The sequence below is a fragment of the Stenotrophomonas sp. NLF4-10 genome, assembly GCF_022359915.1.
GTDB lineage: Bacteria > Pseudomonadota > Gammaproteobacteria > Xanthomonadales > Xanthomonadaceae > Stenotrophomonas > Stenotrophomonas daejeonensis.
In genome coordinates this window covers 1,537,659-1,558,172 of the sequence record NZ_JAKSEE010000003.1, presented here as the reverse complement: position 1 = coordinate 1,558,172, position 20,514 = coordinate 1,537,659, and the positions used below count along the sequence as shown (strand labels likewise).

General features: G+C 63.1%; 16 protein-coding genes and 2 tRNA genes. 3 read left to right on the top strand and 15 right to left on the bottom strand.

The features are described 5' to 3' along the window. Positions 1-139: 139 nt before the first annotated feature. The 4 genes from infC to uvrB form a co-directional block, all read right to left on the bottom strand. On the bottom strand, positions 140-664 hold the full coding sequence (infC, locus tag MIC98_RS07380) for a translation initiation factor IF-3 (protein WP_239738080.1): 525 nt from the start codon (positions 662-664) through the stop codon (positions 140-142). Positions 665-729: 65 nt separating this feature from the next. Then, complete coding sequence (thrS, locus tag MIC98_RS07375) at positions 730-2,634, bottom strand: threonine--tRNA ligase (RefSeq protein ID WP_239738078.1); 1,905 nt, start codon at positions 2,632-2,634, stop codon at positions 730-732. A 370-nt stretch (positions 2,635-3,004) separates the two neighbouring features. Then, positions 3,005-3,079 (bottom strand) — tRNA-Val (locus tag MIC98_RS07370). A 112-nt stretch (positions 3,080-3,191) separates the two neighbouring features. Next, positions 3,192-5,210, bottom strand: coding sequence for an excinuclease ABC subunit UvrB (gene uvrB / locus MIC98_RS07365; protein ID WP_239736674.1), 2,019 nt, complete (start codon positions 5,208-5,210; stop codon positions 3,192-3,194). A gap of 160 nt (positions 5,211-5,370) precedes the next feature. On the opposite strand from uvrB, the gene MIC98_RS07360 reads away from it, so the two are divergent. Together MIC98_RS07360 and MIC98_RS07355 are read left to right on the top strand one after the other, a co-directional pair. Further along, positions 5,371-5,922: a GspH/FimT family pseudopilin gene (locus MIC98_RS07360; protein WP_239736673.1), complete on the top strand. Its 552-nt coding sequence runs from the start codon at positions 5,371-5,373 to the stop codon at positions 5,920-5,922. Positions 5,923-5,995: 73 nt separating this feature from the next. Next, positions 5,996-6,072: transfer RNA gene (locus MIC98_RS07355), tRNA-Asn, on the top strand. Positions 6,073-6,199: 127 nt separating this feature from the next. Here MIC98_RS07355 and MIC98_RS07350 read toward each other — a convergent pair. From MIC98_RS07350 to MIC98_RS07325, 6 genes are read right to left on the bottom strand one after another with little or no spacing between them, the layout of a single operon-like run. Further along, a complete protein-coding gene (locus MIC98_RS07350) occupies positions 6,200-6,619 on the bottom strand; it encodes a type IV pilin protein (protein ID WP_275584482.1) in 420 nt (139 codons plus the stop codon). Positions 6,620-6,624: 5 nt separating this feature from the next. Continuing rightward, on the bottom strand, positions 6,625-10,065 hold the full coding sequence (locus MIC98_RS07345) for a PilC/PilY family type IV pilus protein (protein WP_239736672.1): 3,441 nt from the start codon (positions 10,063-10,065) through the stop codon (positions 6,625-6,627). An 11-nt stretch (positions 10,066-10,076) separates the two neighbouring features. Further along, complete coding sequence (locus MIC98_RS07340) at positions 10,077-10,604, bottom strand: PilX N-terminal domain-containing pilus assembly protein (protein WP_239736671.1); 528 nt, start codon at positions 10,602-10,604, stop codon at positions 10,077-10,079. Then, the gene (locus MIC98_RS07335; RefSeq protein ID WP_239736670.1) at positions 10,601-11,620 is read right to left on the bottom strand and encodes a prepilin-type N-terminal cleavage/methylation domain-containing protein; all 1,020 of its coding nucleotides are present in this window, start codon (positions 11,618-11,620) and stop codon (positions 10,601-10,603) included. The genes MIC98_RS07340 and MIC98_RS07335 overlap by 4 nt, the downstream gene beginning before the upstream one ends. Continuing rightward, positions 11,617-12,129 carry a type IV pilus modification protein PilV gene (gene pilV, locus MIC98_RS07330; protein WP_345772154.1) on the bottom strand — a complete coding sequence of 171 codons (513 nt, stop codon included), beginning with the start codon at positions 12,127-12,129 and terminating at the stop codon, positions 11,617-11,619. Before pilV ends, MIC98_RS07335 begins: the two co-directional genes overlap by 4 nt. 21 nt (positions 12,130-12,150) lie before the next feature. Beyond that, entirely contained in the window at positions 12,151-12,672 is a 522-nt protein-coding gene (locus MIC98_RS07325; protein WP_239736668.1) for a GspH/FimT family pseudopilin, read from the bottom strand. Between the two features lie 110 nt (positions 12,673-12,782). On the opposite strand from MIC98_RS07325, the gene MIC98_RS07320 reads away from it, so the two are divergent. Next, on the top strand, positions 12,783-13,826 hold the full coding sequence (locus MIC98_RS07320; RefSeq protein ID WP_239736667.1) for a histidine kinase: 1,044 nt from the start codon (positions 12,783-12,785) through the stop codon (positions 13,824-13,826). Between the two features lie 82 nt (positions 13,827-13,908). Here the strand turns inward: MIC98_RS07320 and ppnN are convergent, their stop codons facing one another. From ppnN to grxD, 5 genes are all read right to left on the bottom strand, one after another. After that, the gene (ppnN, locus tag MIC98_RS07315; RefSeq protein ID WP_239736666.1) at positions 13,909-15,306 is read right to left on the bottom strand and encodes a nucleotide 5'-monophosphate nucleosidase PpnN; all 1,398 of its coding nucleotides are present in this window, start codon (positions 15,304-15,306) and stop codon (positions 13,909-13,911) included. A gap of 107 nt (positions 15,307-15,413) precedes the next feature. Further along, positions 15,414-18,629, bottom strand: coding sequence for a TonB-dependent receptor (locus tag MIC98_RS07310; protein ID WP_239736665.1), 3,216 nt, complete (start codon positions 18,627-18,629; stop codon positions 15,414-15,416). A 215-nt stretch (positions 18,630-18,844) separates the two neighbouring features. After that, positions 18,845-19,438, bottom strand: coding sequence for a YhgN family NAAT transporter (locus MIC98_RS07305; RefSeq protein WP_239736664.1), 594 nt, complete (start codon positions 19,436-19,438; stop codon positions 18,845-18,847). Continuing rightward, positions 19,435-20,187, bottom strand: a complete 753-nt coding sequence (locus MIC98_RS07300; protein ID WP_239736663.1) for an SDR family NAD(P)-dependent oxidoreductase — start codon at positions 20,185-20,187, stop codon at positions 19,435-19,437. The genes MIC98_RS07305 and MIC98_RS07300 overlap by 4 nt, the downstream gene beginning before the upstream one ends. After that, positions 20,184-20,504: a Grx4 family monothiol glutaredoxin gene (gene grxD, locus MIC98_RS07295; protein WP_239736662.1), complete on the bottom strand. Its 321-nt coding sequence runs from the start codon at positions 20,502-20,504 to the stop codon at positions 20,184-20,186. The genes MIC98_RS07300 and grxD overlap by 4 nt, the downstream gene beginning before the upstream one ends. Positions 20,505-20,514 lie beyond the last annotated feature (10 nt).

Sequence of the window (20,514 nt, the reverse complement as noted above, 5' to 3'; positions counted from 1 at the left end):
CCGGGCCGCCCATTATGCCTGCCGGGCCTGGCACTTGCAAATGCAGGCCAGCGGGCTGCCCGGGCAAGGGCACAAACAAACGGGGAGGAGGCCTTCGCCCCTCCCCGCCTGGTGAAGCCACGGCCATGCGGCCGCGGGCTTACTTCTTCTTCGGCGCGATCATCATGACCATCTGCCGGCCTTCCAGGCGCGGGCGCGACTCGATCACGATGTCCTCGCCCAGGTCCGCCTCGATCCGGCTGGCCATCTCGCGGCCCAGCTCCTGATGGCTCATTTCGCGGCCACGGAAGCGGATGTTGACCTTGATCTTGTCGCCATCCTCAAGGAAACCGCGCATCTTGCGCAGCTTGATCTGGTAGTCGCCCTCGTCCGTGACCGGACGGAACTTCACTTCCTTGATCTCGACCTGGCGGGTCTTCTTCTTGGCCTCGTTGGCCTTCTTCTGCATCTCGAACTTGAACTTGCCGAAGTCCATGATCTTGCAGACAGGCGGGTCGGCCTGCGGCTGGATCTCGACCAGGTCCAAATCCTCGTCCTCGGCCATCGACAGCGCTTCGTCGCGCGACATCACGCCGATCATTTCGCCGTCGCTGCCGATCACGCGCACGCGCGGCACGCGGATTTCGTGGTTGCGGCGATTCTGCTTGTTGTCAGGGGTACTGATATTGCAATCTCCGGATGGAATCGAACCGGCCCCGGCGGATCATCCGCGGGGCCGGGGCTTGGTGCTTACTGCCGGTGCTCGGCCCGCAGGCGTTCGACGAAAACCGGCAGCGCCATGCTGCCCAGATCCTCGCCCGAACGGGTTCGTACCGCGACCGCGCCGTTTTCCTTCTCGCGGTCACCGACGACCAGCAGGTAGGGCACCCGCTGCAGCGCATGCTCGCGAATCTTATAGCCGATCTTCTCGTTCCGCAAATCGGCCACCACCCGGAAGCCTTGCTCCGCAAGGGTTTGCCGCACCTGGCTGACGTAATCGGCCTGCGCGTCGGTGATGTTGGCCACCACCACCTGCACCGGGGCCAGCCATGCCGGGAAGGCGCCGGCGTGGTGCTCGATCAGGATGCCGATGAAGCGCTCCATCGAGCCGACGATGGCCCGGTGCAGCATCACCGGGTGCTTGCGCTGGCTGTTTTCATCCACGTATTCCGCGCCCAGCCGGCCCGGCATCATGAAATCCACCTGCATGGTGCCCAACTGCCACGTGCGGCCGATGGCGTCCTTGAGGTGGTATTCGATCTTCGGGCCGTAGAACGCGCCCTCGCCCGGCAGCTCCTGCCACTCCACGCCGGAAGCGCGCAGGGCCGAACGCAGCGCGTCCTCGGCCTTGTCCCACGTGGCGTCGTCGCCAAGGCGGGACTCCGGGCGCAACGCAATCTTGATCTGGATGTCCTCGAAGCCGAAATCCGCATAGACCTTGAGCGCCTGCTCGTGGAAGGCACGCACCTCGGATTCCACCTGCTCCGGCGTGCAGAACACATGCCCGTCGTCCTGCGTAAAACCACGCACGCGCAGGATGCCGTGCAGCGCGCCGGACGGCTCGTCACGGTGGCAGGAGCCGAACTCGCCGTAGCGGATCGGCAGGTCGCGGTAGCTGTGCAGCCCCTGGTTGAAGACCTGGATGTGGCCCGGGCAATTCATCGGCTTCACCGCATAGGTCCGCTTCTCGGACTCGGTGAAGAACATGTTGTCCTTGTAGTTGTCCCAGTGGCCGGACTTCTTCCACAGCTCGACGTCAAGAATCTGCGGGCAGCGCACCTCGCCGTAGCCGGTATTGCGGTACACGCGGCGCATGTGCTGCTCGACCACCTGCCACAGCGCCCAGCCCTTCGGGTGCCAGAACACCAGGCCCGGCGCCTCCTCCTGCAGGTGGAACAGGTCCTGCTGCTTGCCGATGCGGCGATGGTCGCGCATCTCGGCTTCCTCGATGCGCTTGATGTAGGCGTCGAGCTGCTTCTTGTCGGCCCATGCGGTGCCGTAGATGCGCTGCAGCTGCTCGTTCTTCGCATCGCCGCGCCAGTAGGCGCCGGAAATGCGGGTCAGCTTGAACGCCTTGAGGAAGCGCGTGTTCGGCACGTGCGGGCCGCGGCACATGTCCACGTATTCCTGGTGGTAGTACATGCCCATCGCGGTAACGTCCGCCGGCATGTCCTCGATCAGCCGCAGCTTGTAGTCCTCGCCGCGGGCCTTGAATATCTCGACGACCTCCGCGCGCGGCGTCATCTTCTTGATGACGTCGTAGTCCTGCGCGATCAGTTCGCCCATGCGCTTCTCGATCGCCGCCATGTCCTCCGGCGTGAATGGGCGCTCGGACCAGATGTCGTAATAGAAGCCTTCGGCGATGACCGGGCCGATCACCATCTTCACGTCCGGGTACAGCTGCTTGACCGCATGGCCGACCAGGTGCGCGCAGGAATGGCGGATGATCTCAACGCCCTCCTCGTCCCTGGCGGTGATGATGCGCAGGCTGGCATCGTGGTCGATCACGTCGCTGGCATCGACCGGCACGCCATCGACCGTACCGGCGATGGTGGCCTTGGCCAGCCCGGCGCCGATGGACTGGGCCACGTCCATGACGCTGACCGGATGTTCGAACTGACGGACGCTGCCGTCGGGGAGGGTGATGTTGATCATGTCGGTATCTGCGTTGCTGGCAGGAGTGGCGTGGCCACGGCGGGTCATTGGCGACCGGCTCCGTCGTGGGCTGCCCCGTTCCTGCGCATGTGAAAATCAAAAGGCGCCGCAAGGGCGCCTTTTCGGGGGCCTGCGGGAGCGGTCAGCGATGGGCGATGGTAGTGCTCATGTCGCACGCTGGGCCGGCGTTTCCGCGGGCCACCTTGTCTGCCGGGATATCGGGGGCGATGGTAAACCAATTCCGGCCATTGCGCCCCTGCGGATACCGGCTGCGCGCCGACGCAACCATCCCTGCCCGGTGGCGGTGTCGCCAATGCCAAAACGAAAAACCCGGCTTGGAAGCCGGGTTTCGGGGCCACTCCGTCCGGAGTGGTGGGCGGTACAGGGTTCGAACCTGTGACCCCTACCATGTCAAGGTAGTGCTCTACCGCTGAGCTAACCGCCCTTCGCGCCGCGGCGAGTTGCTCGCTGCGAGGGCGCGTATCTTAGTCCAGCTGTTCTGGCAGGACAATAGGGTTCCGTGAATTTGTTCGCGGGCCGGTTCCCGCGCGCCAGCCTCATCCCAGGCTGGCCTCCTTCAGCTGCCGGATCCGGTCGCGCACGCGGGCGGCATCCTCGAACTCCAGGTCGCGGGCGTGCTGGTACATCTGCTGTTCCAGTGCCTTGATCCGCGCCGCCAGCTGCGCCGGGTCCAGCACCGCGTAATCGGCCTCGACCTCGGCGACACGCCGGGCAGCCTTGCCCTTCCCGCCCGGCCGGGACGCCGATTCCTCGTGTGCACCCTCGAGGATGTCGGTGATCGGCCGCGCCACCGACTTCGGCACGATGCCGTGTGCTTCGTTGTATTCGACCTGCTTCTGCCGGCGGCGGTCGGTTTCGTCGATCGCCGCCTGCATCGAGCGGGTGATCCGGTCGGCATAGAGGATCGCCTTGCCGCGCAGGTTGCGCGCGGCGCGGCCGATGGTCTGGATCAGCGAGCCGGTGGAGCGCAGGAAGCCCTCCTTGTCGGCATCGAGGATCGCCACCAGTGACACCTCGGGCATGTCCAGTCCCTCGCGCAGCAGGTTGATGCCGACCAGCACGTCGAACTTGCCCAGGCGCAGGTCGCGGATGATCTCCACGCGCTCCACGGTATCCACGTCCGAGTGCAGGTAGCGCACGCGGATGCCGTGCTCGCCGAGGTAGTCGGTGAGGTTCTCGGCCATGCGCTTGGTCAGCGTGGTGACCAGCACGCGGTCGCCCATCGCGATGCGCGCGTTGCACTCGCTCATCAGGTCGTCGACCTGCGTTGCCACCGGGCGGATTTCCACCTGCGGGTCGATCAGCCCGGTCGGGCGCACCACCAGCTCGGTGATGTCCTCGCCGGACTCGCGCAACTCATACGGCCCCGGCGTGGCCGAGACGTAGATGCTGCGTGGCGAACGCGCCTCCCATTCCTCGAAGCGCAGCGGGCGGTTGTCCAGCGCCGACGGCAGGCGGAAGCCGAATTCCACCAGCGTCTCCTTGCGCGAACGGTCGCCCTTGTACATCGCGCCGATCTGCGGAATGGTCACGTGCGATTCGTCGATCACCAGCAGCGCGTCCGGCGGCAGGTAATCGAACAGCGTCGGCGGCGGCTCGCCGGCGGCCTTGCCGGTGAGGTGGCGCGAGTAGTTCTCGATGCCGCTGCAATAGCCGACCTCGGCCATCATTTCCAGATCGAACTGCGTGCGCTGCGCCAGCCGTTGCGCTTCGACCAGCTTGTTCTGCGCGTACAGAATCTCCAGGCGTTCCTTCAGCTCGGCCTTGATCGTCTCGATCGCCGCCAACACCCGCTCGCGCGTGGTGGCGTAGTGGGTCTTCGGGTAGATGGTGTAGCGCTGCATCTTGCGCAGGCTTTCGCCGGTGAGTGGATCGAACATGCTGATCTGCTCGACCTCGCCGTCGAACAGCTCGATGCGCACCGCCTCGCTGTCCGACTCAGCCGGGAACACGTCAATCACCTCGCCGCGCACGCGGAAGGTGCCGCGCTGCAGTTCGTATTCGTTGCGGGTGTACTGCAGTTGGGTGAGGTGGTTGATCAGGTCGCGCTGGTCGATGCGCTCGCCCTTGGACAGGATCAGGCGCAGCGACAGGTAGTCTTCCGGCGCGCCCAGACCATAGATCGCCGACACCGTGGCCACCACGATGGCATCCGGGCGCGACAGCAGGGTCTTGGTCGCGGCCAGCCGCATCTGCTCGATGTGCTCGTTGATCGAGCTGTCCTTCTCGATGAAGGTGTCCGAGGACGGCACGTAGGCCTCGGGCTGGTAGTAATCGTAATAGCTGACGAAGTACTCCACCGCGTTGTGCGGAAAGAACGCCTTGAACTCGCCATACAGCTGCGCCGCCAGCGTCTTGTTCGGCGCCATCACCAGCGTCGGCCGCTGCACCTGCTGCACGACGTTGGCGATGGTATAGGTCTTGCCCGAACCAGTGACGCCCAGCAGCGTCTGCTTGGCGATGCCGGCCTCGAAGTTGGCGACGAGCTTCTCGATGGCAGCCGGCTGGTCGCCCGCGGGCGAATAGGGGGAGACGAGCTGGAAACGGTCGGACATGGCGGCACGGACAAGGTTGACTGGCAAGTATAGCCATCGCATGGATGACGACTGCCTGAGCGGGTTCCTTACATTGCGGCAGCCCGAGAGCCGACATTCCCCGCCCGTGGCAGGGGGGGAAGATGCTGGCGTGGCCCTTCACGGAACAGGAAGGAAAAACATGGCAAGGATGCCAACCACCCCACCCAACCGGCATGCCGGCATCACGCTCGTGGAAGTGATCGTCTGCGCCTGCGTGCTGTCGATCACCGCTGCCATTGCAGCACCGTCCATGGCCAACCTGGTCGAGCGCCAGCGTGCCACCGCCGCCAACCACAGCCTCATCACCCACCTTGCACAGGCGCGCATGACCGCTATCACCCGGCGCGTGCCTGTCATCCTCTGCCCCTCCCACAGCGGCAGCACCTGCAATGCAGACACGAACTGGGGCGATGGCTGGCTGCTGTTTCTCGATCGCGATGGCAACCGCCAACCCGATCACCCGAACGACATCGTGCTGGTGGACAATGCGCCCATCTCAAGCCATATGAAACTGACGAGCACCGCCGGGAGGAAGCATGTCCGCTACCTCCCGGACGGCCGCAGCCCCGGAACGAACCTGACAATCTCCATCTGCAACAAGAAAGGCGAACTGCTGACCGCAGTGGTCGTCAACAACACCGGCCGCGCACGCAGCACCCGCCCGCGCACGCCCACCACCTGCCCCAACTGACATGCATTCCGGCTGGAACACCCCGCCACAAGGCTTGCGCCCTGTGTCGGCACTACGTAGAATGCGCGTCCCCGCCCGAATAGCTCAGCCGGTTAGAGCACTTGACTGTTAATCAGGGGGTCGTTGGTTCGAGTCCAACTTCGGGCGCCAAAACACCGAGGGCTTGCGATCATTCGCAAGCCCTTTTTCATTCTCCGGAGCCACGCAACCCGGTGATGTCATTCAGGCAACATGCCAAGCCCGTGAGGCAGGAAACCCCACCTCACGAACTGCTTGATTACCAACACTCGGCAACGGTGCCGGACCCGCTCTTGCCGCGCACACCCTGGGCATTCAGGGTCAAGGTTCCACAGCTCGAATCCGGCTGGCGGCTGGTTGGAACGGCACGGATCGTGTAGCTGCGCGCCGCCACCGCTCCGTCAAAACCCACGACATAGAAATTGGCCAGGTTGGCCTCGCACGCGGGGGCAGCCGCCCCCACGTAGGTGAGATTGGTCGTGTAATGGCGCTCCATGAGCTGCGCATGCTGTTGCAGGCATGCTGCCACGGCCGCTCGCCGGGACTTGATGACATACCGCTGGTAGCTGGGATACGCAATGGAGGCCAGGACCGCGATGATGACCACCACGATCATTATCTCGATCAAGGTAAAGCCTGCCTGGCCTTTTTTCCGCTGCATCCGATTCATCAAATCCATGAGATTCAGCCCCCCCTCTTGATTTCGCGCCAGGAAACCCGGCCAAGGTTGCGGATGTCGTTGCACTTCAGCGTTCTCACTTCACCATTCGAGCCCGTCACGGTTACCAAGCAGGGATCTTCAGGCTCACCACCACCCACCAAGTCAGGCATGGTCGGCATGCCAACCCCTGTATCCACCGAGCCAATGGGCACATCCTTGCCACCACTGGTCAGCACATCATCCTTGAAGCCGCCATCCTTGTTCACATCGAAGAACGATGTGAACAGACTGGTGCCAGTGAAAGCATCCAGCGCATTGATGTAACCACGACCATCGGACTGACACGCACTGGCGGTGGGAATGGCGCTGGCAGTTATCAATGCCGTCTGCCTGCCATCACTCAGCAACTGTGCATCGGTAACGATACGCTCACCTTCGGGCAAATTTGCCGGGGGCGTCAGCAAGTCCAGATACCACCCCTTGGAAGATGCTGGCAAATTCTCGTTATCCTGAAAAGAGCGCACAGGCATACCGTTACGCGTACCAGCCACTATCGTGTTGCGCTTGGTGAGATTGGCATTGACACCATTACGTACCAGTGTGGTGCCATCATCAACGAAGCCATACATGCTCTGCACATCCATGTTCTCCATGTCACCCGTGGTCAACAGACGGCCGGTACCAAAAAACAACCAAGTCCTGTAAGTCGTTGGATGCATCGCCAAGGTCAATGCACCGGTAATCGGCTGACGCACCACGGTGCCATCGGCCTTGACATAACTGGCAGAGAAGATCGGATTACCACTGTTGGCAAGCCCCCAACCGGCGGCCAATCCCCCACTCAAATCGAACTTCCAGACATTACCCAGCATGTCACCGGCATACACGTAATCCAGCGTGCCATTGCCATCGGCATCCCAGCCCGTAGGAGCCGACAAGCCATTGGAATCGGCATGATCAAGGACGGACGACCCTGAACCGGTGTCGATCTTCTTGATCAAATTTCCAGTCTCCAGGTTATAGGCGAGCAAAACGGCATGACCATTACTACTATTGACGCCGTTACTGACGATCAACGCGGTGACGCCGTTATTTAGCTTGGCTATGATTGGCCGGCTCTGCACCAGCCCCATGTCCGCATCGGAACCGGTGACCTCCCACTTAAACTGGCTTTGGTTGAAGCTCGCCGGATTGGTCACATCCAACACGAACAGCCCCTTGCCCCCCTTGCCCAGCCCAGCCACCAGCAAGTTCTTGCTTGGCGTCTGCGTACGAGTGGATACCACGATGGGGCCATCGACGAAATAACGGTGAGTGTAATCCGGGCGGCTGAGGCTGCCCAAGTCGGCCCAACTGATGCCATTGGGTATGAAACCGAAGAGCTCGACGCCTGTATCCGCATTGATGGCGTGCAACATGCCGTCGTTGGCCCCCACATACAGCGTGTTCGTATCGGCCACATGGGCCGGCGAAGAACCCACGACATCACCCAGCAGATGTTTGCGGTTGCGCAGGGTGCCGCCATTTGCGGCCTCCAAGGTCCTCGCCCCAGCCAGATAGGCAGCGTTGTCGGCACCGGTGACGGGGTAATTGATGATGCCTGTACGCGTCAGTGCAGCCAGCTGACCGGCCGTAGCATCGGCCGGAAACGCTCCGGTGGAAGTGAACACCTTGCGGTTGGTGGCAGGAATTTTCCCTGACGCCTCCCACGACGGAGTAGTGCCTACGCCATCACTGGTCAGCGGGTAGGCAGCCACCTCACCTTCCCAGACACCGGGGACATACTTGGCCTGGAACACCCTGGAGCCGGCATTGAGTGTTGCCGAGTTGTTGCTGACGTTGGAGAACGATCCTGTGCGGCCAGTAATGTCCGCCAGCGCCGTGGTCAGCCCGTTGACAAAGGCCTCCGGATCCGCGGCCGAGACAAAATTGCCACGACTATTGACTGCCGCATGCAGCAAATCATCGATGCGGTCACCATCCTCCGCATCCATCGGATTGGGCCAACCGCTGAAATTGGCTGGCACCTCGGCCACCGAGCCATAACCGGTGGTGCCGGCCAAACCCAACGAAATACCAAAGGTCACCATGTGCTGCCAGAACGCAGGATCCTTTTCGCCAGCGCGAACATTATTATCCAGATCGGTGCGCAAATCGTTCTTCCAATAGCGCATGGCCACATCGGCCAAGGTATTGGAGTTGCCACTCGCATACGGGGCACTCGGTTCGTAGCTGTAACTCGTTCCATCCGTCCCGGTGATCGTGGCGCCGCTGCTGTTGTCCTGCTCGCCAACATCGATATCGAGATTGTTCCAGTAACCATCGGTGGTCAGGATGGTGAAGTTCTGCCGGCACGACAACTGGTCACTCACGACCCCCGGGCCATAGGGACCCGTGGTCGCATTGGAAGAAAAATATTTCCCGGCATCATCAAGCGCCTTGTGCAACGGCGTACCGTTGTAACCAATGGTGCCATACAGGCGCTGGTACCACCGGGTACGATTATTGTTGTCGCCACCAAGACCATTGGGATTGTCAAACAGCCCCTGATTGTTCCCTACCGGGATTGGCACTGCCTGATTTGGCCAATTGCCGTTGGTTTCCGCACCATTGCGCCCCCAAATGGTACGAAAGCCAACGCGCACATTGCTTCCCAATTGGCTGAAGGCCAGACCGGCTCCCGCCTTGGCCGATTTCATGCGCGTGCGGTGGTAGGAAAACCAAGTGGCGTAATTGGTCCGCTCATCTGCCTCGCTGCGGCCCGTGGGCGTGACGTACTCACAACTTCCCCAGTCACTCGACTTCGTTCCACAATCCCTGTTCGCCTCCCCTCGCACACGAGTGCCATAGCGTGAGCGCACCACTCTGCCATCGGTGTGAATTTGGTAGCGATAAACCTCACTGCGATCGGTAACCAACGTGGTCGCCGTGGAAATGGGGACGTAGAAGGTCTGCGTACCACCGCAAACCTCGGTACCCTTGTCCATATCGGCGGACGTGGCATTGTTGTTCCTATTGTAGGAACGGCAACTATTATCCTTGGCCAGGTCGATGGTCTTGCCCGAAGCAAGATTGAAATCACCGTAGACCGCGTTGTAGCTGGTACCTCCGGTCATCAAGGTGCCATCCGGATTGACCCACGCGGTATAGGTGCGACGAGGATCGTAATAAACCGTGTTGTTCACATAGGTCTGCCTGTCCCACGAACTGGCGTTATCCACCGACTTGGTGATATCGCGCGACGGCATGCCCTCGAACGCCATCGAGCCGGAATCATCGATGATGAACAGGATATTCGGCGGCACCCGCGCGCCGGTAGTCAGCGGATCGGTCGGCAAGGTAATGCCGGCGTTTGCCGGAGACACCATCAACGTGATGCCAAAGGCCACCAGCATGGGCAGGACACGCGGGGACACATGACGATGCGGGACTGGCAACGAATTGGGGAATGGAGGCATGCGCATGGCGGGTTTCCTCACTGGATGTTATAGGTGGTCTGGAGCAAAACGGCAGAGCGGCCGTCGTCATCCGAAATGGCGGTAATGCGGAAACGCGGAACCAGGCACAGCGCATCGACCGGAAGCTTGCGATCGCAAGATGGCCAGGCCGGGGTCATGCCCATGTATTCGACGATATACCTCGCATCCGGCATCGGGGTATTGTCATCGGCAAGGTCATTACTGGCAGCCCGCCAACCGTTGAAGCCGGTATCCAGCCAGCGGTCGGCAGCCGTGGGATCCGGCAAGCTGCACACGCCATCGCTGCAGCCGTTGGCCGGCACCGAGGAAACCGCAGTTGCCCTTGCAAGCGCTTCACCTTGGCGCAATGCTGATTCGACGGCCTGGAAGCCAAGACTGCGGTCGTAGAGGTTGGCGGTCATGCGCTCTTCCATCGTGGTCCCGCGCAATACCGCCAAGCCCATCACCGTCATCAGCAGCAACAGGATCAACACGACGAGCAGCGAGGCGCCCTGCTGCCGCCCAAAGGGAGCAAAGGTATTCATGGGTTGCGGTTCCGCAGGCTGACGACGTGGATCAACTGGCGCTGGATGGTCTGGCCATTGGGGCCAACGCGATCATTACCGGCCAAGGTGAGGGTGATGCGCGCGGAAGTGACACTGCCCCAGTTCCCTCCTACCGCCGCGCCCCCCTGATAGACGCTCTGGCCATCGACCAGGTACAGGACGCTCAGGTTGGACACGCCCTCGGCCACTTCCTGTGTGGCAACGTTGCCATTGGCGGTGGCGACTTGCTGGTACAGCGAGGGCCCATTGCCTCCATTGCCGATGTACCAACGTGACACGCGCAACCGTGCCAGCACCGATACCGACTCGCTACCGGCAACGGCACCTGGGCTGTAGTTGAAGTTGCTGACACCATCGACATTGAGGCCGATGCGAGCATTGCCGGGCGTACCCGCACTGACTGCATGGGAAATATTGGTGCCGGTGCCATCGACCGATGACACCTGGAAGATGGAGGCTTGCTTGCCGTTGCAGACCAGTGCCAAGTCGCCAGCGCCGATACCGTGGTTGCCGCTGTTGACGGAAAAGGTGGCACCGGCTGTGTCATGCGCACTGACCGTGACCACATTGTCGTCGGCGCTGAACAGTTGCAGGGCCTCGGTACCTGCAACCCGCTGGCCGGCACCCGTGCCGGTGACCAGTCCAGCAGCCGCTTCGCCGGCGCCATAACCACGGAAAGCATCCCCCCAGGACTGGATGTTGCTCCACCAGTTGCTGCCGAAGTTGTTGAGCACATTGGCCACAGGCAGGTTGTTGACGCAGGGATTGCCGGCAGCTTCGCGCAAATCACGTGACATCAACTCGAAGGCGACGCGCGTGCCCTCCTGCAGCCGCCCCACGCCCTCCGTGGCGCGATAGACCTGCCGGTTGGAAAGAAAGATGCCAACGGCAGCCCCCACCACCAGCAAGCCGATGAGCATGGCGACCATCAATTCGATCAGGCTCAAACCCGCCTGCTGACGCACATGCTGGCGTCGGATATTTTTTGCCGTCATAGCTGCACCTTGGTTCGGAAAGTCCTTGCCGTACTGCCCGCCACCCTTTGTCCGGCCGCCGCATCGCTGGCATGGCTTTCATCCCAGCGCAAACCGATATCGCAAATACCCGTGGCGGCGTTGCAACTGATGCTGCCGCAGCCGGAATTCACATCGGCAGCATCCAGCCCCAGCGCGGTGCGCCAGCCATTGATCCAAGCGGTGGTGTCTGCGGCAGCAAGCGAGCCGGCCCCCGGGCCGGTACAGATGAAGCCGCCGGTGTTGTATCCACCTGCCAGCGCCGTATCGCGGTTGGCCCGCATGGCTTCCAGCGCCGCATAGGCCGAAATGACCGCTTGACTGCGTTCCAGCGACCCTTGGCTGTTGCGCAATGCCACGGTTTGCATGGCGGCAATGCCCAGCAATCCGATGGCCATGACCAATACCGCAACCATGACCTCGATGAGGCTCATGCCCTGCTCGCTTGCCGGGCGACGATACAGCCTGCGCCCACGGGAATTCTGATTCACCTGAACCACCTCGTTCCGTTGTCAGGGGCAGGCGCCGGATGCCTGCTGGATGGAAACACGGGAGCCACTGGCCAATTGCACCACCCTCTGGTTGTCGGGCGGGCGGGTCGTGTCGATGCAGACCGTGACATTGGCAGTGGCCAGCAGGCCACTGCCGTCGCGGGCCAGCCCGTCGGCGCTGAAAGTGACGTCGTTGACATCCGCGCTGATCGCCGCCCTGCCATTGCCCGAGAACTGCCTGAGAACCGCATTGTTCCGGGTAGCCAGCACGATGGACCGGGACCAATCGCTGCCGGAACAGGCAGCACCGTCGGCAGAGGGACACAGCGTCACCGGGCCATTCAGGCGCACCGCCTCTGAACGCGCGTATTGGATGACTGCCACCAATTCATTGGCTTGGGAAGTCAAACGATCACGATTGATGAGCGCGGAAAAGCCGGGCACGGCAATGGCCATCAGGATGGCCAACACCGCCACGGTCACCATCAACTCCAGCAAGCTGAAGCCGCGCGCACGCCCGGTGCCGCTTTTCATCCACTGCATGGAGTCCCCCACCTCGGTTTCGATCCCTGTACGCTAATGAAACCCCGCATGCAATCACCAGTACACGCCGACAAACGGCAGCATTCCAGCCACCAGCGGCTCCCGACTCCATGCCTCTCCCCACCGACGCCCACACAACCGAGCGTACCCGCCCCCCTCTGGAAGTGTTGTGGCAGTCGTCCACACTCATTTTCATAGTGCTGGCCGGCGAGCTGCTGGCGGTGATTCTGGCACTCGCCCCAGGTATCGCTGGGAGCCGTTGGGTGCACTTCGGCCTGACCTCCCTGTTGATCCAGTGGATCAGCCTTCTGACCCTGGGCGTACTTGCCGTGTTGCGCCGTTCACTAGGCATGCTACGTCCCCTGGGCGTGGCCTATTTCACGCTCGCCACCTTGCTGGTGACCACCAGCGGCGTGTGTTCGCTGGTATGGCTGTTGCTGCACCGGCAGCTGATGCTGCCCCATGAAGCCTGGCGCGCATTGTGGCTTCAGTTCAGTGGTATTGCCTTGGCCGTGGGCTTGATCGGCGTGGCGATCTTCCGCAGCTACTGGAATGCACGACAACTGGCCATACATGCCAAACAGGCGGAACTGGAGGCGCTGCAGGCACGCATCCACCCCCATTTCCTGTTCAATACGCTGAATACAGGCGCCGCGCTGGTACACGAGCAGCCGGAAAAGGCCGAGCAATTGCTGCTGGACCTGGCCGACCTGTTCCGCGCCGCACTGGCGGGGCCAAGCCTGATTTCCCTGCATGAAGAACTGCTGCTGGCGCGTCGCCATGCCGAAATCGAGCAACTCCGTTTCGGTCCGCGCATGCGTGTCGAATGGGCATTGCCGGAAGTGCTGCCCGACTTGCCGGTGCCCACGCTGTCAATCCAACCGCTGGTCGAGAACGCGATCCATCATGGCGTGGAGCCCTCCACCACAAGCTGCCTGCTGCGTATCGCCGTGGAATCCAACCCCACGCAAGTACGGATCAGCGTGAGCAACGATCTTCCCGCGCCTCCCGCATCCACGCGCGCCGGGCATGGCGTGGGCCTGCGCGCGGTGCGCGAGCGCGTGACAGCAATGGGGGGGCGCGTGGAAACACGCGCCGATGATGGGCGATATCAGGCGACCATCACGTTCGTCACTCACCACGAAGTGCGGTAGGAGCGCAGCTTGCTGCGCGATGAAACTTTCCCGGTGAAGCCCATCGCGCAGCAAGCTGCGCTCCTACGGGTTGCCCGTTCCCTCAGGTCACCACCTGGTAACAGGGGCGATACTCGCCGGAAATCTTCATCCGGCGCTGCTCGACGAAGGCACGCAGCAATGCATCCAGCGCCTGCATCATGTCCGGGTCACCGTGGATCTTGAACGGGCCGAATTCCTCGATGCGGCGCATGCCATCTTCCTTGACGTTGCCAGCGACGATGCCGGAGAACGCGCGGCGCAGGTCGGCGGCCAGTTCCGGGGCCGGGCGGCCGTGGTGCAGGTCCAGCGCCGCCATCGCCTCGTGGCTGGGCACGAACGGCTGCTGGTAGTCCGCGGGAATCTCCACCGACCAGTTGAAGAAGAACGAATCCTTGTGCGCCAGCCGGTACTCGCGCACGCGCTTGATGCCCTGCGTCATCCTGCGCGCCACCGTCACCGGGTCGCCGATGATGATCTCGTAGCGGCTGGCCGCCTGCTCACCGAGGGTCAAGCGGATGAAGCGATCGATCTGCTCGAAGTACGGCGCGGCGATGGCCGGGCCGCTGAGGATCAGCGGGAACGGCAGCGCCTTGTTCTCCTCGCGCAGCAGGATGCCCAGCAGGTACAGGATTTCCTCGGCCGTGCCGACGCCACCGGGGAACACGATGATGCCGTGGCCCATCCGCACGAATGCCTCCAGGCGCTTCTCGATGTCCGGCATGATCACCAGGTGGTTGACGATCGGGTTCGGCGACTCGGCGGCGATGATGCCCGGTTCGGTGATGCCGATGTAGCGGGTGTTGGCCTTGCGCTGCTTGGCATGGGCGATGGTGGCGCCCTTCATCGGCCCCTTCATCGCACCCGGGCCGCAGCCGGTGCAGATGTCCAGGCCGCGCAGGCCCAGCTCGTAGCCGACCTGCTTGGTGTAGAGATATTCGTCGCGCGAAATCGAGTGCCCACCCCAGCACACCACGAGGTTCGGTTCGCTGGGCTGCAGGATGCGCGCGTTGCGCAGCACGCCGAACACGGCGTTGGTAATGCCTTCCGAAGTCTCCAGATCCGAGGCGTATTCCGGGCCCAGCTCGATGGCCATGTAAGCCAGGTCCCGCACCACCGAGAACAGCAGCTCCGAGATGCCGCGGATGATCTCGCCATCGACGAAAGCAACCGCCGGCGCATTGCTCAGGTCGATGCGGACGCCGCGGTCTTGCTGGGCGACCTGGATGTCGAAATCCGGGTAGAGGTCGCGCGCGGCACGCGGGTCGTCCGAGGCGCTGCCGCTGGTCAATACCGCCAGCGCGCAACGCCGCAGCAGTTCATGCATGCCGCCGCTGGAAGCGTCCCGCAGCCGCGCGACTTCCGCCCGCGACAGCACGTCCAGCCCGCCGCGCGGGTAGATCCGCGCATCCTGTACCGGCAGCGCCCTCGCTGCCGTTTCTTCTTTGCTCTTCATTTCCATGATCGTTTCCGGTTCACAACTGGTCGAATGTAGCGCTGCCCCCATGAAAAGGAAAACGGCCGGGTTGCCCCAGCCGTTTTCAGGTTCAGCGCTGATCCGTCAAGGCATCAGAACTCGTAACGCAGGGTCAGCATGGCCGACCAGCGCGAAACCACGCGGGACGGGTAGCCGGAGTTGTAGTCGTAGTCGACCAGGTTCTGCGGCGCGTTCTTTTCCAGGTTGTACACGTAGGTACCATCCGGATTGACCGCGCTCAGGCCGGCCAGATAACGGGTATCGAAGCCGCCAACGTTCTGGGTGATGCCCCAATCCTTGTTGAGCATGTTCAGGAAGTTGTAGATATCCAGGCGCAGGATCGACTTGTGCTCCCGGAAGAAGCCCGGCAGCTCCTGCTGGATGGCCACGTCGAACTGGTTCACCCACGGATTCCGGGCGCCATTGCGGTTGGCGATGGTGCCGCGGCGGGAGGCCAGGTACGGATCGGCATCGATGCGGGCCTGGAACTTGGCGATTTCCTCGGCGGTGGCGTCACGCGAACCGTTGACGTAGCTGACCTTGGAATCATTCAGCAGCGGGATGTACGCCGGATCCTGGTAGATGCCGTCGCCATTCGGGTCGCCATCGACAATCCAGGTGTACGGCAGGCCGTCATGACCGTTGTAGAAGCCGGTGAAGCTGGTCTTGTAGTTGCCGAAGAACGCATGTTCCCAACCCAGCGACAGCTTGACCGAATTGCGGATTTCGCGGGTGGCGGTGCCGGCGAATTCCTCGTTCGGGTTCAGGCGCGACACGTACTGGTAGCTGGACCAGGCCTGCGAGCTGGTATCCGAGCCCACTTCCGTGGCCTTGGTGTAGGTATAGGACAGGTTGCCGTACCAGCCGTTGGACATCGGCTTGTCCAGCGAGAAGGTCACCGCGGTGGAGGCGCCCTTGTCGGAGTTGGTCAGCACGGTCGAGTTGGTGGCGAAGCCCGGCTTGGCGCCGCAGTTCTTGGTGTTGCCCGGGGTGCACCAGTAGCTGTCGCGGCCGTCGGCCAGCTGGCCTTGGGCCTCGCCGATGTTCAACGCGTTGTAGAACACCGCATCCTTGTTCTTCAGGTACTGGACTTCCACGGTACCCACCAGGCCCCACCACGGCAGTTCCTGGTCATAGCCCAGGCTCACCTTCCACACGGTCGGCAGCTTGAAGTCCGGGTCGATGCTGTCCATCTGGGCGGTGCCCGAGGCGGTCGCATTGTCGGGGAACGGCTGGTCGAACGCATCCGGGCTGAACGGGTATTCCCCGTTGTTCTTGACGCAGTTGCGGATGTCGACGTCGGCCCGCGAGGCGCAGAACGAGGTCGAGGTCATGCCGTTGTTCTGGTACGGGTTGGCCAGCCACACGAACGGCGGGACGCTCTGGAACAGGCCGATGCCGCCCCGCAGCTGCGAGTAACGCTCGCCGTCGAAGGTGTAGTTGAACGAGAAGCGCGGCAGCACGACCTTGTTGCTGCTGCCCAGCTTGTAGTTGTTCGGGAAACCGAAGGCTTCCTCGAAGCCCGGCTTCGCCGGCGGCGCGGCATCGGCCTTCGGAATGTTCACGCGCACGCCGTAGGTCATCGACAGATTGTTGTTGACCTGCCACGTATCCTGCAGGAACGGGCTGATCTGGCTGAACTTGATGGCTGCGGCGGTATCGGCCTCGCTGAACCCGCCGATCGGGCGACGCACGTCGTAGCGGTAGTAGTTGCCGGTACGGAAGTCCTCGATGCTGTCGAACGTGTACACGCCATGCAGGTCGCGGCCGTACAGGTTCAGAGCGTCGGTATCCTGGTAGTCGAAGCCACCCTTGATGGTGTGGTCGCCTGCGTAGTAGGTGCCGAAGATCGAGGCCGTGATCTTCTTGGTCTCGATCGCATTTTCGTGGCGGTTGCGGTCTTCGCCCAGGCGCACGCCGTTGCCGGCGCCGGACGAGCTGCCGGCGAGGCCGACGTTGATGGTCGGCAGGTTCTGCGAGGCACCGGCGATCTGCTCGAACTTCTGGTAGCTGACCTTGGCTTCGGTCGAGAAATTCTCGGTCCAGTCGCTGAACAGCTGCAGCGAGGTGTTCTTGGTGGTGCTGTTCTTCTGGAACCAGCGGCTGGTCAGGATTACCGAGTTGGCATTGCTGTCATACGGCTGCGGCAGCGATTCTTCGGTCTGCTGGTAGGTCAGGCTGGCGCGGTGGTAGTCGCTGATGTTCCAGTCGATCTTGCCCAGGTAACGCTTGGTTTCCAGGTTGACGCCGGCCGCACCGTAGGTACCCGGATCGAAGCCCCAGACGTTCTTGGCGATGTCGATGACTTCGTTGATGTCGGCCTGCGAGACGATCCCGTTGGTGAAGCCGTCCGACGACGCGGCGCCACCGAAGTTGGTGATCTTCTGCTCTTCGTACGAACCGAAGAAGAACAGGCGGTCCTTCAGGATCGGGCCACCCAGGGTGAAGCCCTTGGTGGTGTCCTTGTCGAAGGCCGAGTAGTCCTTGCCATCGCGCGAACCGACCATGTCCTTGGCGTCCTTGTAGACGTAGTACACCGAACCATGGAATTCGTTGGTGCCCGACTTGGTGACGGCATTGACCGCCGCGCCGACGACGTCCTGCGAGACATCGAAATCGCTGACCTTGATGTCATAGGCGGCAATGGTGTCCACCGAGATCGGCGAACCGGTGTACGGCATGCCGTTGGCGTTCAGGCCGAACGGGTCGCCCTGCGACAGGCCGTCCACGGAGATGCTGTTGTAGCGGTTGTTGACGCCCGCAACCGAGATCGCGCCGGTGGCCTGGTCGGTCACCGTGACGCGCGGATCGAGGCGAGCAACGTCGTCGAGCGAGCGGCTGCCCTTCGGGGCCAGCTCCAGCTTGCGGCCATCCACCGAGGTACCCACGCCCTTGTTGTCCGAGCTGAAGACGTTCGGGACGGCGGCGGCAACCACGGTCACGCCTTCCAGCGAGGTGATGTCGCCTGCCAGCGCCGCATTGACGGTGTTGACCTGGTTCAGCGACAGGTACACGCCGTCTTCGGTCCTGGTGCCTTCGCCCGGCTTGGTGATGGTGATGGTGTACGGACCACCCACGCGCAGGCCGCGCGCGTTGTAGCGACCCGAGGCATCGGTCATGGCGCGGCTGACCGTGCCCGACTCGGTGTGGGTGATGGTGACTTCGGCACCGGCCACCGGCGAACCGCCGTTGTTGGTGACAAGGCCGCCGACGCCGGCAGAGGTGCTCTGGGCAAAGGCGGGGGCGGCCGCAAGGGCCGCGACAAGACCAAGGGCGAGCTTGGACATCCGGATACGGGGATGATTCATGGGTAGCCTCGATTACGAGTTGGCGATTGGAAAAAAACGCGATCCATCAGCCCCGGGATCAACCGGGCGCCTGATCGGCTTGAATCTGAGGTGCCTTCCGTCAGCGGTTTCGGTCGCAACGGTTAACATCAGATTAACACGTTAGGTGACGAATATGACGGGAGCATGACCGTCTTCCCACGGCGTAACAAAAAGCACTTTTCCGAATCAATGACTTACGGCAGCGACACCAGATAGGCGCCGACGCCATCGAGCAGCATCTGCACCGAGATGGCCACCAACAGCATGCCCATCAGCCGCTCCAGCGCGGTCAGCGCACGGGCGCCCAGCAGCTTGTAGAGCAAGGTGGCCGACATCAGGATCGCCGCCGTGGCGCCCCACGCCAGCAGCAGCGCCAAACTCCATTCGCCCAGCCGGCCCGGCTCGTTGCTGCCCATCAGCATGACCGCGGCCATGCCCGACGGCCCGGCGATCAGCGGGATCGCCATCGGCACGATGAACGGCTCGCCGTCCGGCACCGCGCCCATCAGCCCTTCCGGCCTGGGGAAGATCATGCGGATACCGATCAGGAACAGCACGATGCCGCCGGCGATGGCCACCGACTCCTGGCGCAGGTGCATTGCCTCCAGCGCGTACTTGCCGAACCACAAAAAGCCCATCAGCACCGCCAGCGCGATCAGCAGCTCGCGCACCAGCACCACGCGCTGGCGCCCGGCCGGCAGCGGCTTGAGCAGGCTGAGGAACACCGGGATGTTGCCCAGCGGGTCGAGGATCAGGAACAGCAGCAGCGCGGCGGAAAGGACGGTCACGCCAGCAGGTCCCGGACCTGCCCGCGCCATGCGGCGCCCCCGGCGGACAGCAGCTGCACGCAGGCCTCGGCATAGGCGGCCGGTTCGACCGGCGCAAAGTCGTTCTCGTGGGTATAGGCGCGCGCGCGCAGGTGGGTGCGCATCGGTCCCGGCTGCACGCCGCTGACCCGCACCGGGCTGTTGCGCAGTTCATGGTGCAGCGTGTCGATCAGGCCCCGCAGCCCGTGCTGGGCAACGCCATACCCTCCCCAGTAGGCCTGCCCGACCCGCTGCGGGTCGTCGAGGGCGAACACCACGGCCGCGTCTTCGCGCCGGCGCAACAGCGGCAGGCAGGCCTGGGTGAGCCAGGCGCGGGCGGTGAGGTTGACGTGGATGGCGCGGGCGAACGCCGCCGGGTCGCCCAGCTCGAACGGCGTCAGGCCGGCAAAATCGGCGGCGCAGTGCAGCAGGCCGTCCAGCCGGCCGACCTCGCCCTCCAGCCGTTCGGCCAGCGTGGCGTAGTCGTCCGGGCCGGCACCTTCCAGATCCAGCGGGTACAGCAGCGGCTCGGGGCCGAGCTGCGCCGCGCTGTCGTAGACGCGGTTGAGCTTGGCGATCTTGCGCCCGAGCAGCACCACCGTGGCGCCGGCGGCGGCGCAGGCACGGGTGGCGGCGGCGCCCAGGCCACCGGCGGCGCCGGTCACCAGCACCACCCGCCCGTCCAGCGCCCCGGCCGGCGGGGCGTCCTGCATCGTCGGCTGTGCGCTCATGCCTGCCCCGCCTCGGCGACGATGCGCTTGAGCTCGCCCGACTCCAGCAGTTCCAGCAGGATGTCGCAGCCACCGATCAACTCGCCGTGCATGAAGAACTGCGGGAAGGTCGGCCAGTTGGAATAGCGCGGCAGGTTGGCGCGCACTTCCGGCAATTCGAGCACATTGACCGTGCGCAGGTTGCTGGCGCCGGCGGCCAGCAACGCCTGTACCGCGCGGCTGGAATAGCCGCACATCGGGTATTGCGGCGTGCCTTTCATGAACAGTACCAGCGGGTGCTGTTCCACCTCGGCCTGTATTTGCTCCATCACCGCCATCCGGTACTCC

What these genes read in the sequence shown, in the direction of transcription:
- MIC98_RS07335 (WP_239736670.1), bottom strand. Translation starts at nt 11,620, where the DNA reads ATGACGGCAAAAAATATCCGACGCCAGCATGTGCGTCAGCAGGCGGGT.
- MIC98_RS07350 (WP_275584482.1), bottom strand. Translation starts at nt 6,619, where the DNA reads ATGGATTTGATGAATCGGATGCAGCGGAAAAAAGGCCAGGCAGGCTTT.
- MIC98_RS07310 (WP_239736665.1), bottom strand. Translation starts at nt 18,629, where the DNA reads ATGAATCATCCCCGTATCCGGATGTCCAAGCTCGCCCTTGGTCTTGTC.
- MIC98_RS07345 (WP_239736672.1), bottom strand. Translation starts at nt 10,065, where the DNA reads ATGCGCATGCCTCCATTCCCCAATTCGTTGCCAGTCCCGCATCGTCAT.
- MIC98_RS07360 (WP_239736673.1), top strand. Translation starts at nt 5,371, where the DNA reads ATGGCAAGGATGCCAACCACCCCACCCAACCGGCATGCCGGCATCACG.
- uvrB (WP_239736674.1), bottom strand. Translation starts at nt 5,210, where the DNA reads ATGTCCGACCGTTTCCAGCTCGTCTCCCCCTATTCGCCCGCGGGCGAC.
- MIC98_RS07300 (WP_239736663.1), bottom strand. Translation starts at nt 20,187, where the DNA reads ATGAGCGCACAGCCGACGATGCAGGACGCCCCGCCGGCCGGGGCGCTG.
- MIC98_RS07325 (WP_239736668.1), bottom strand. Translation starts at nt 12,672, where the DNA reads ATGCAGTGGATGAAAAGCGGCACCGGGCGTGCGCGCGGCTTCAGCTTG.
- thrS (WP_239738078.1), bottom strand. Translation starts at nt 2,634, where the DNA reads ATGATCAACATCACCCTCCCCGACGGCAGCGTCCGTCAGTTCGAACAT.
- MIC98_RS07320 (WP_239736667.1), top strand. Translation starts at nt 12,783, where the DNA reads ATGCCTCTCCCCACCGACGCCCACACAACCGAGCGTACCCGCCCCCCT.
- ppnN (WP_239736666.1), bottom strand. Translation starts at nt 15,306, where the DNA reads ATGGAAATGAAGAGCAAAGAAGAAACGGCAGCGAGGGCGCTGCCGGTA.
- grxD (WP_239736662.1), bottom strand. Translation starts at nt 20,504, where the DNA reads ATGGCGGTGATGGAGCAAATACAGGCCGAGGTGGAACAGCACCCGCTG.
- MIC98_RS07340 (WP_239736671.1), bottom strand. Translation starts at nt 10,604, where the DNA reads ATGAATACCTTTGCTCCCTTTGGGCGGCAGCAGGGCGCCTCGCTGCTC.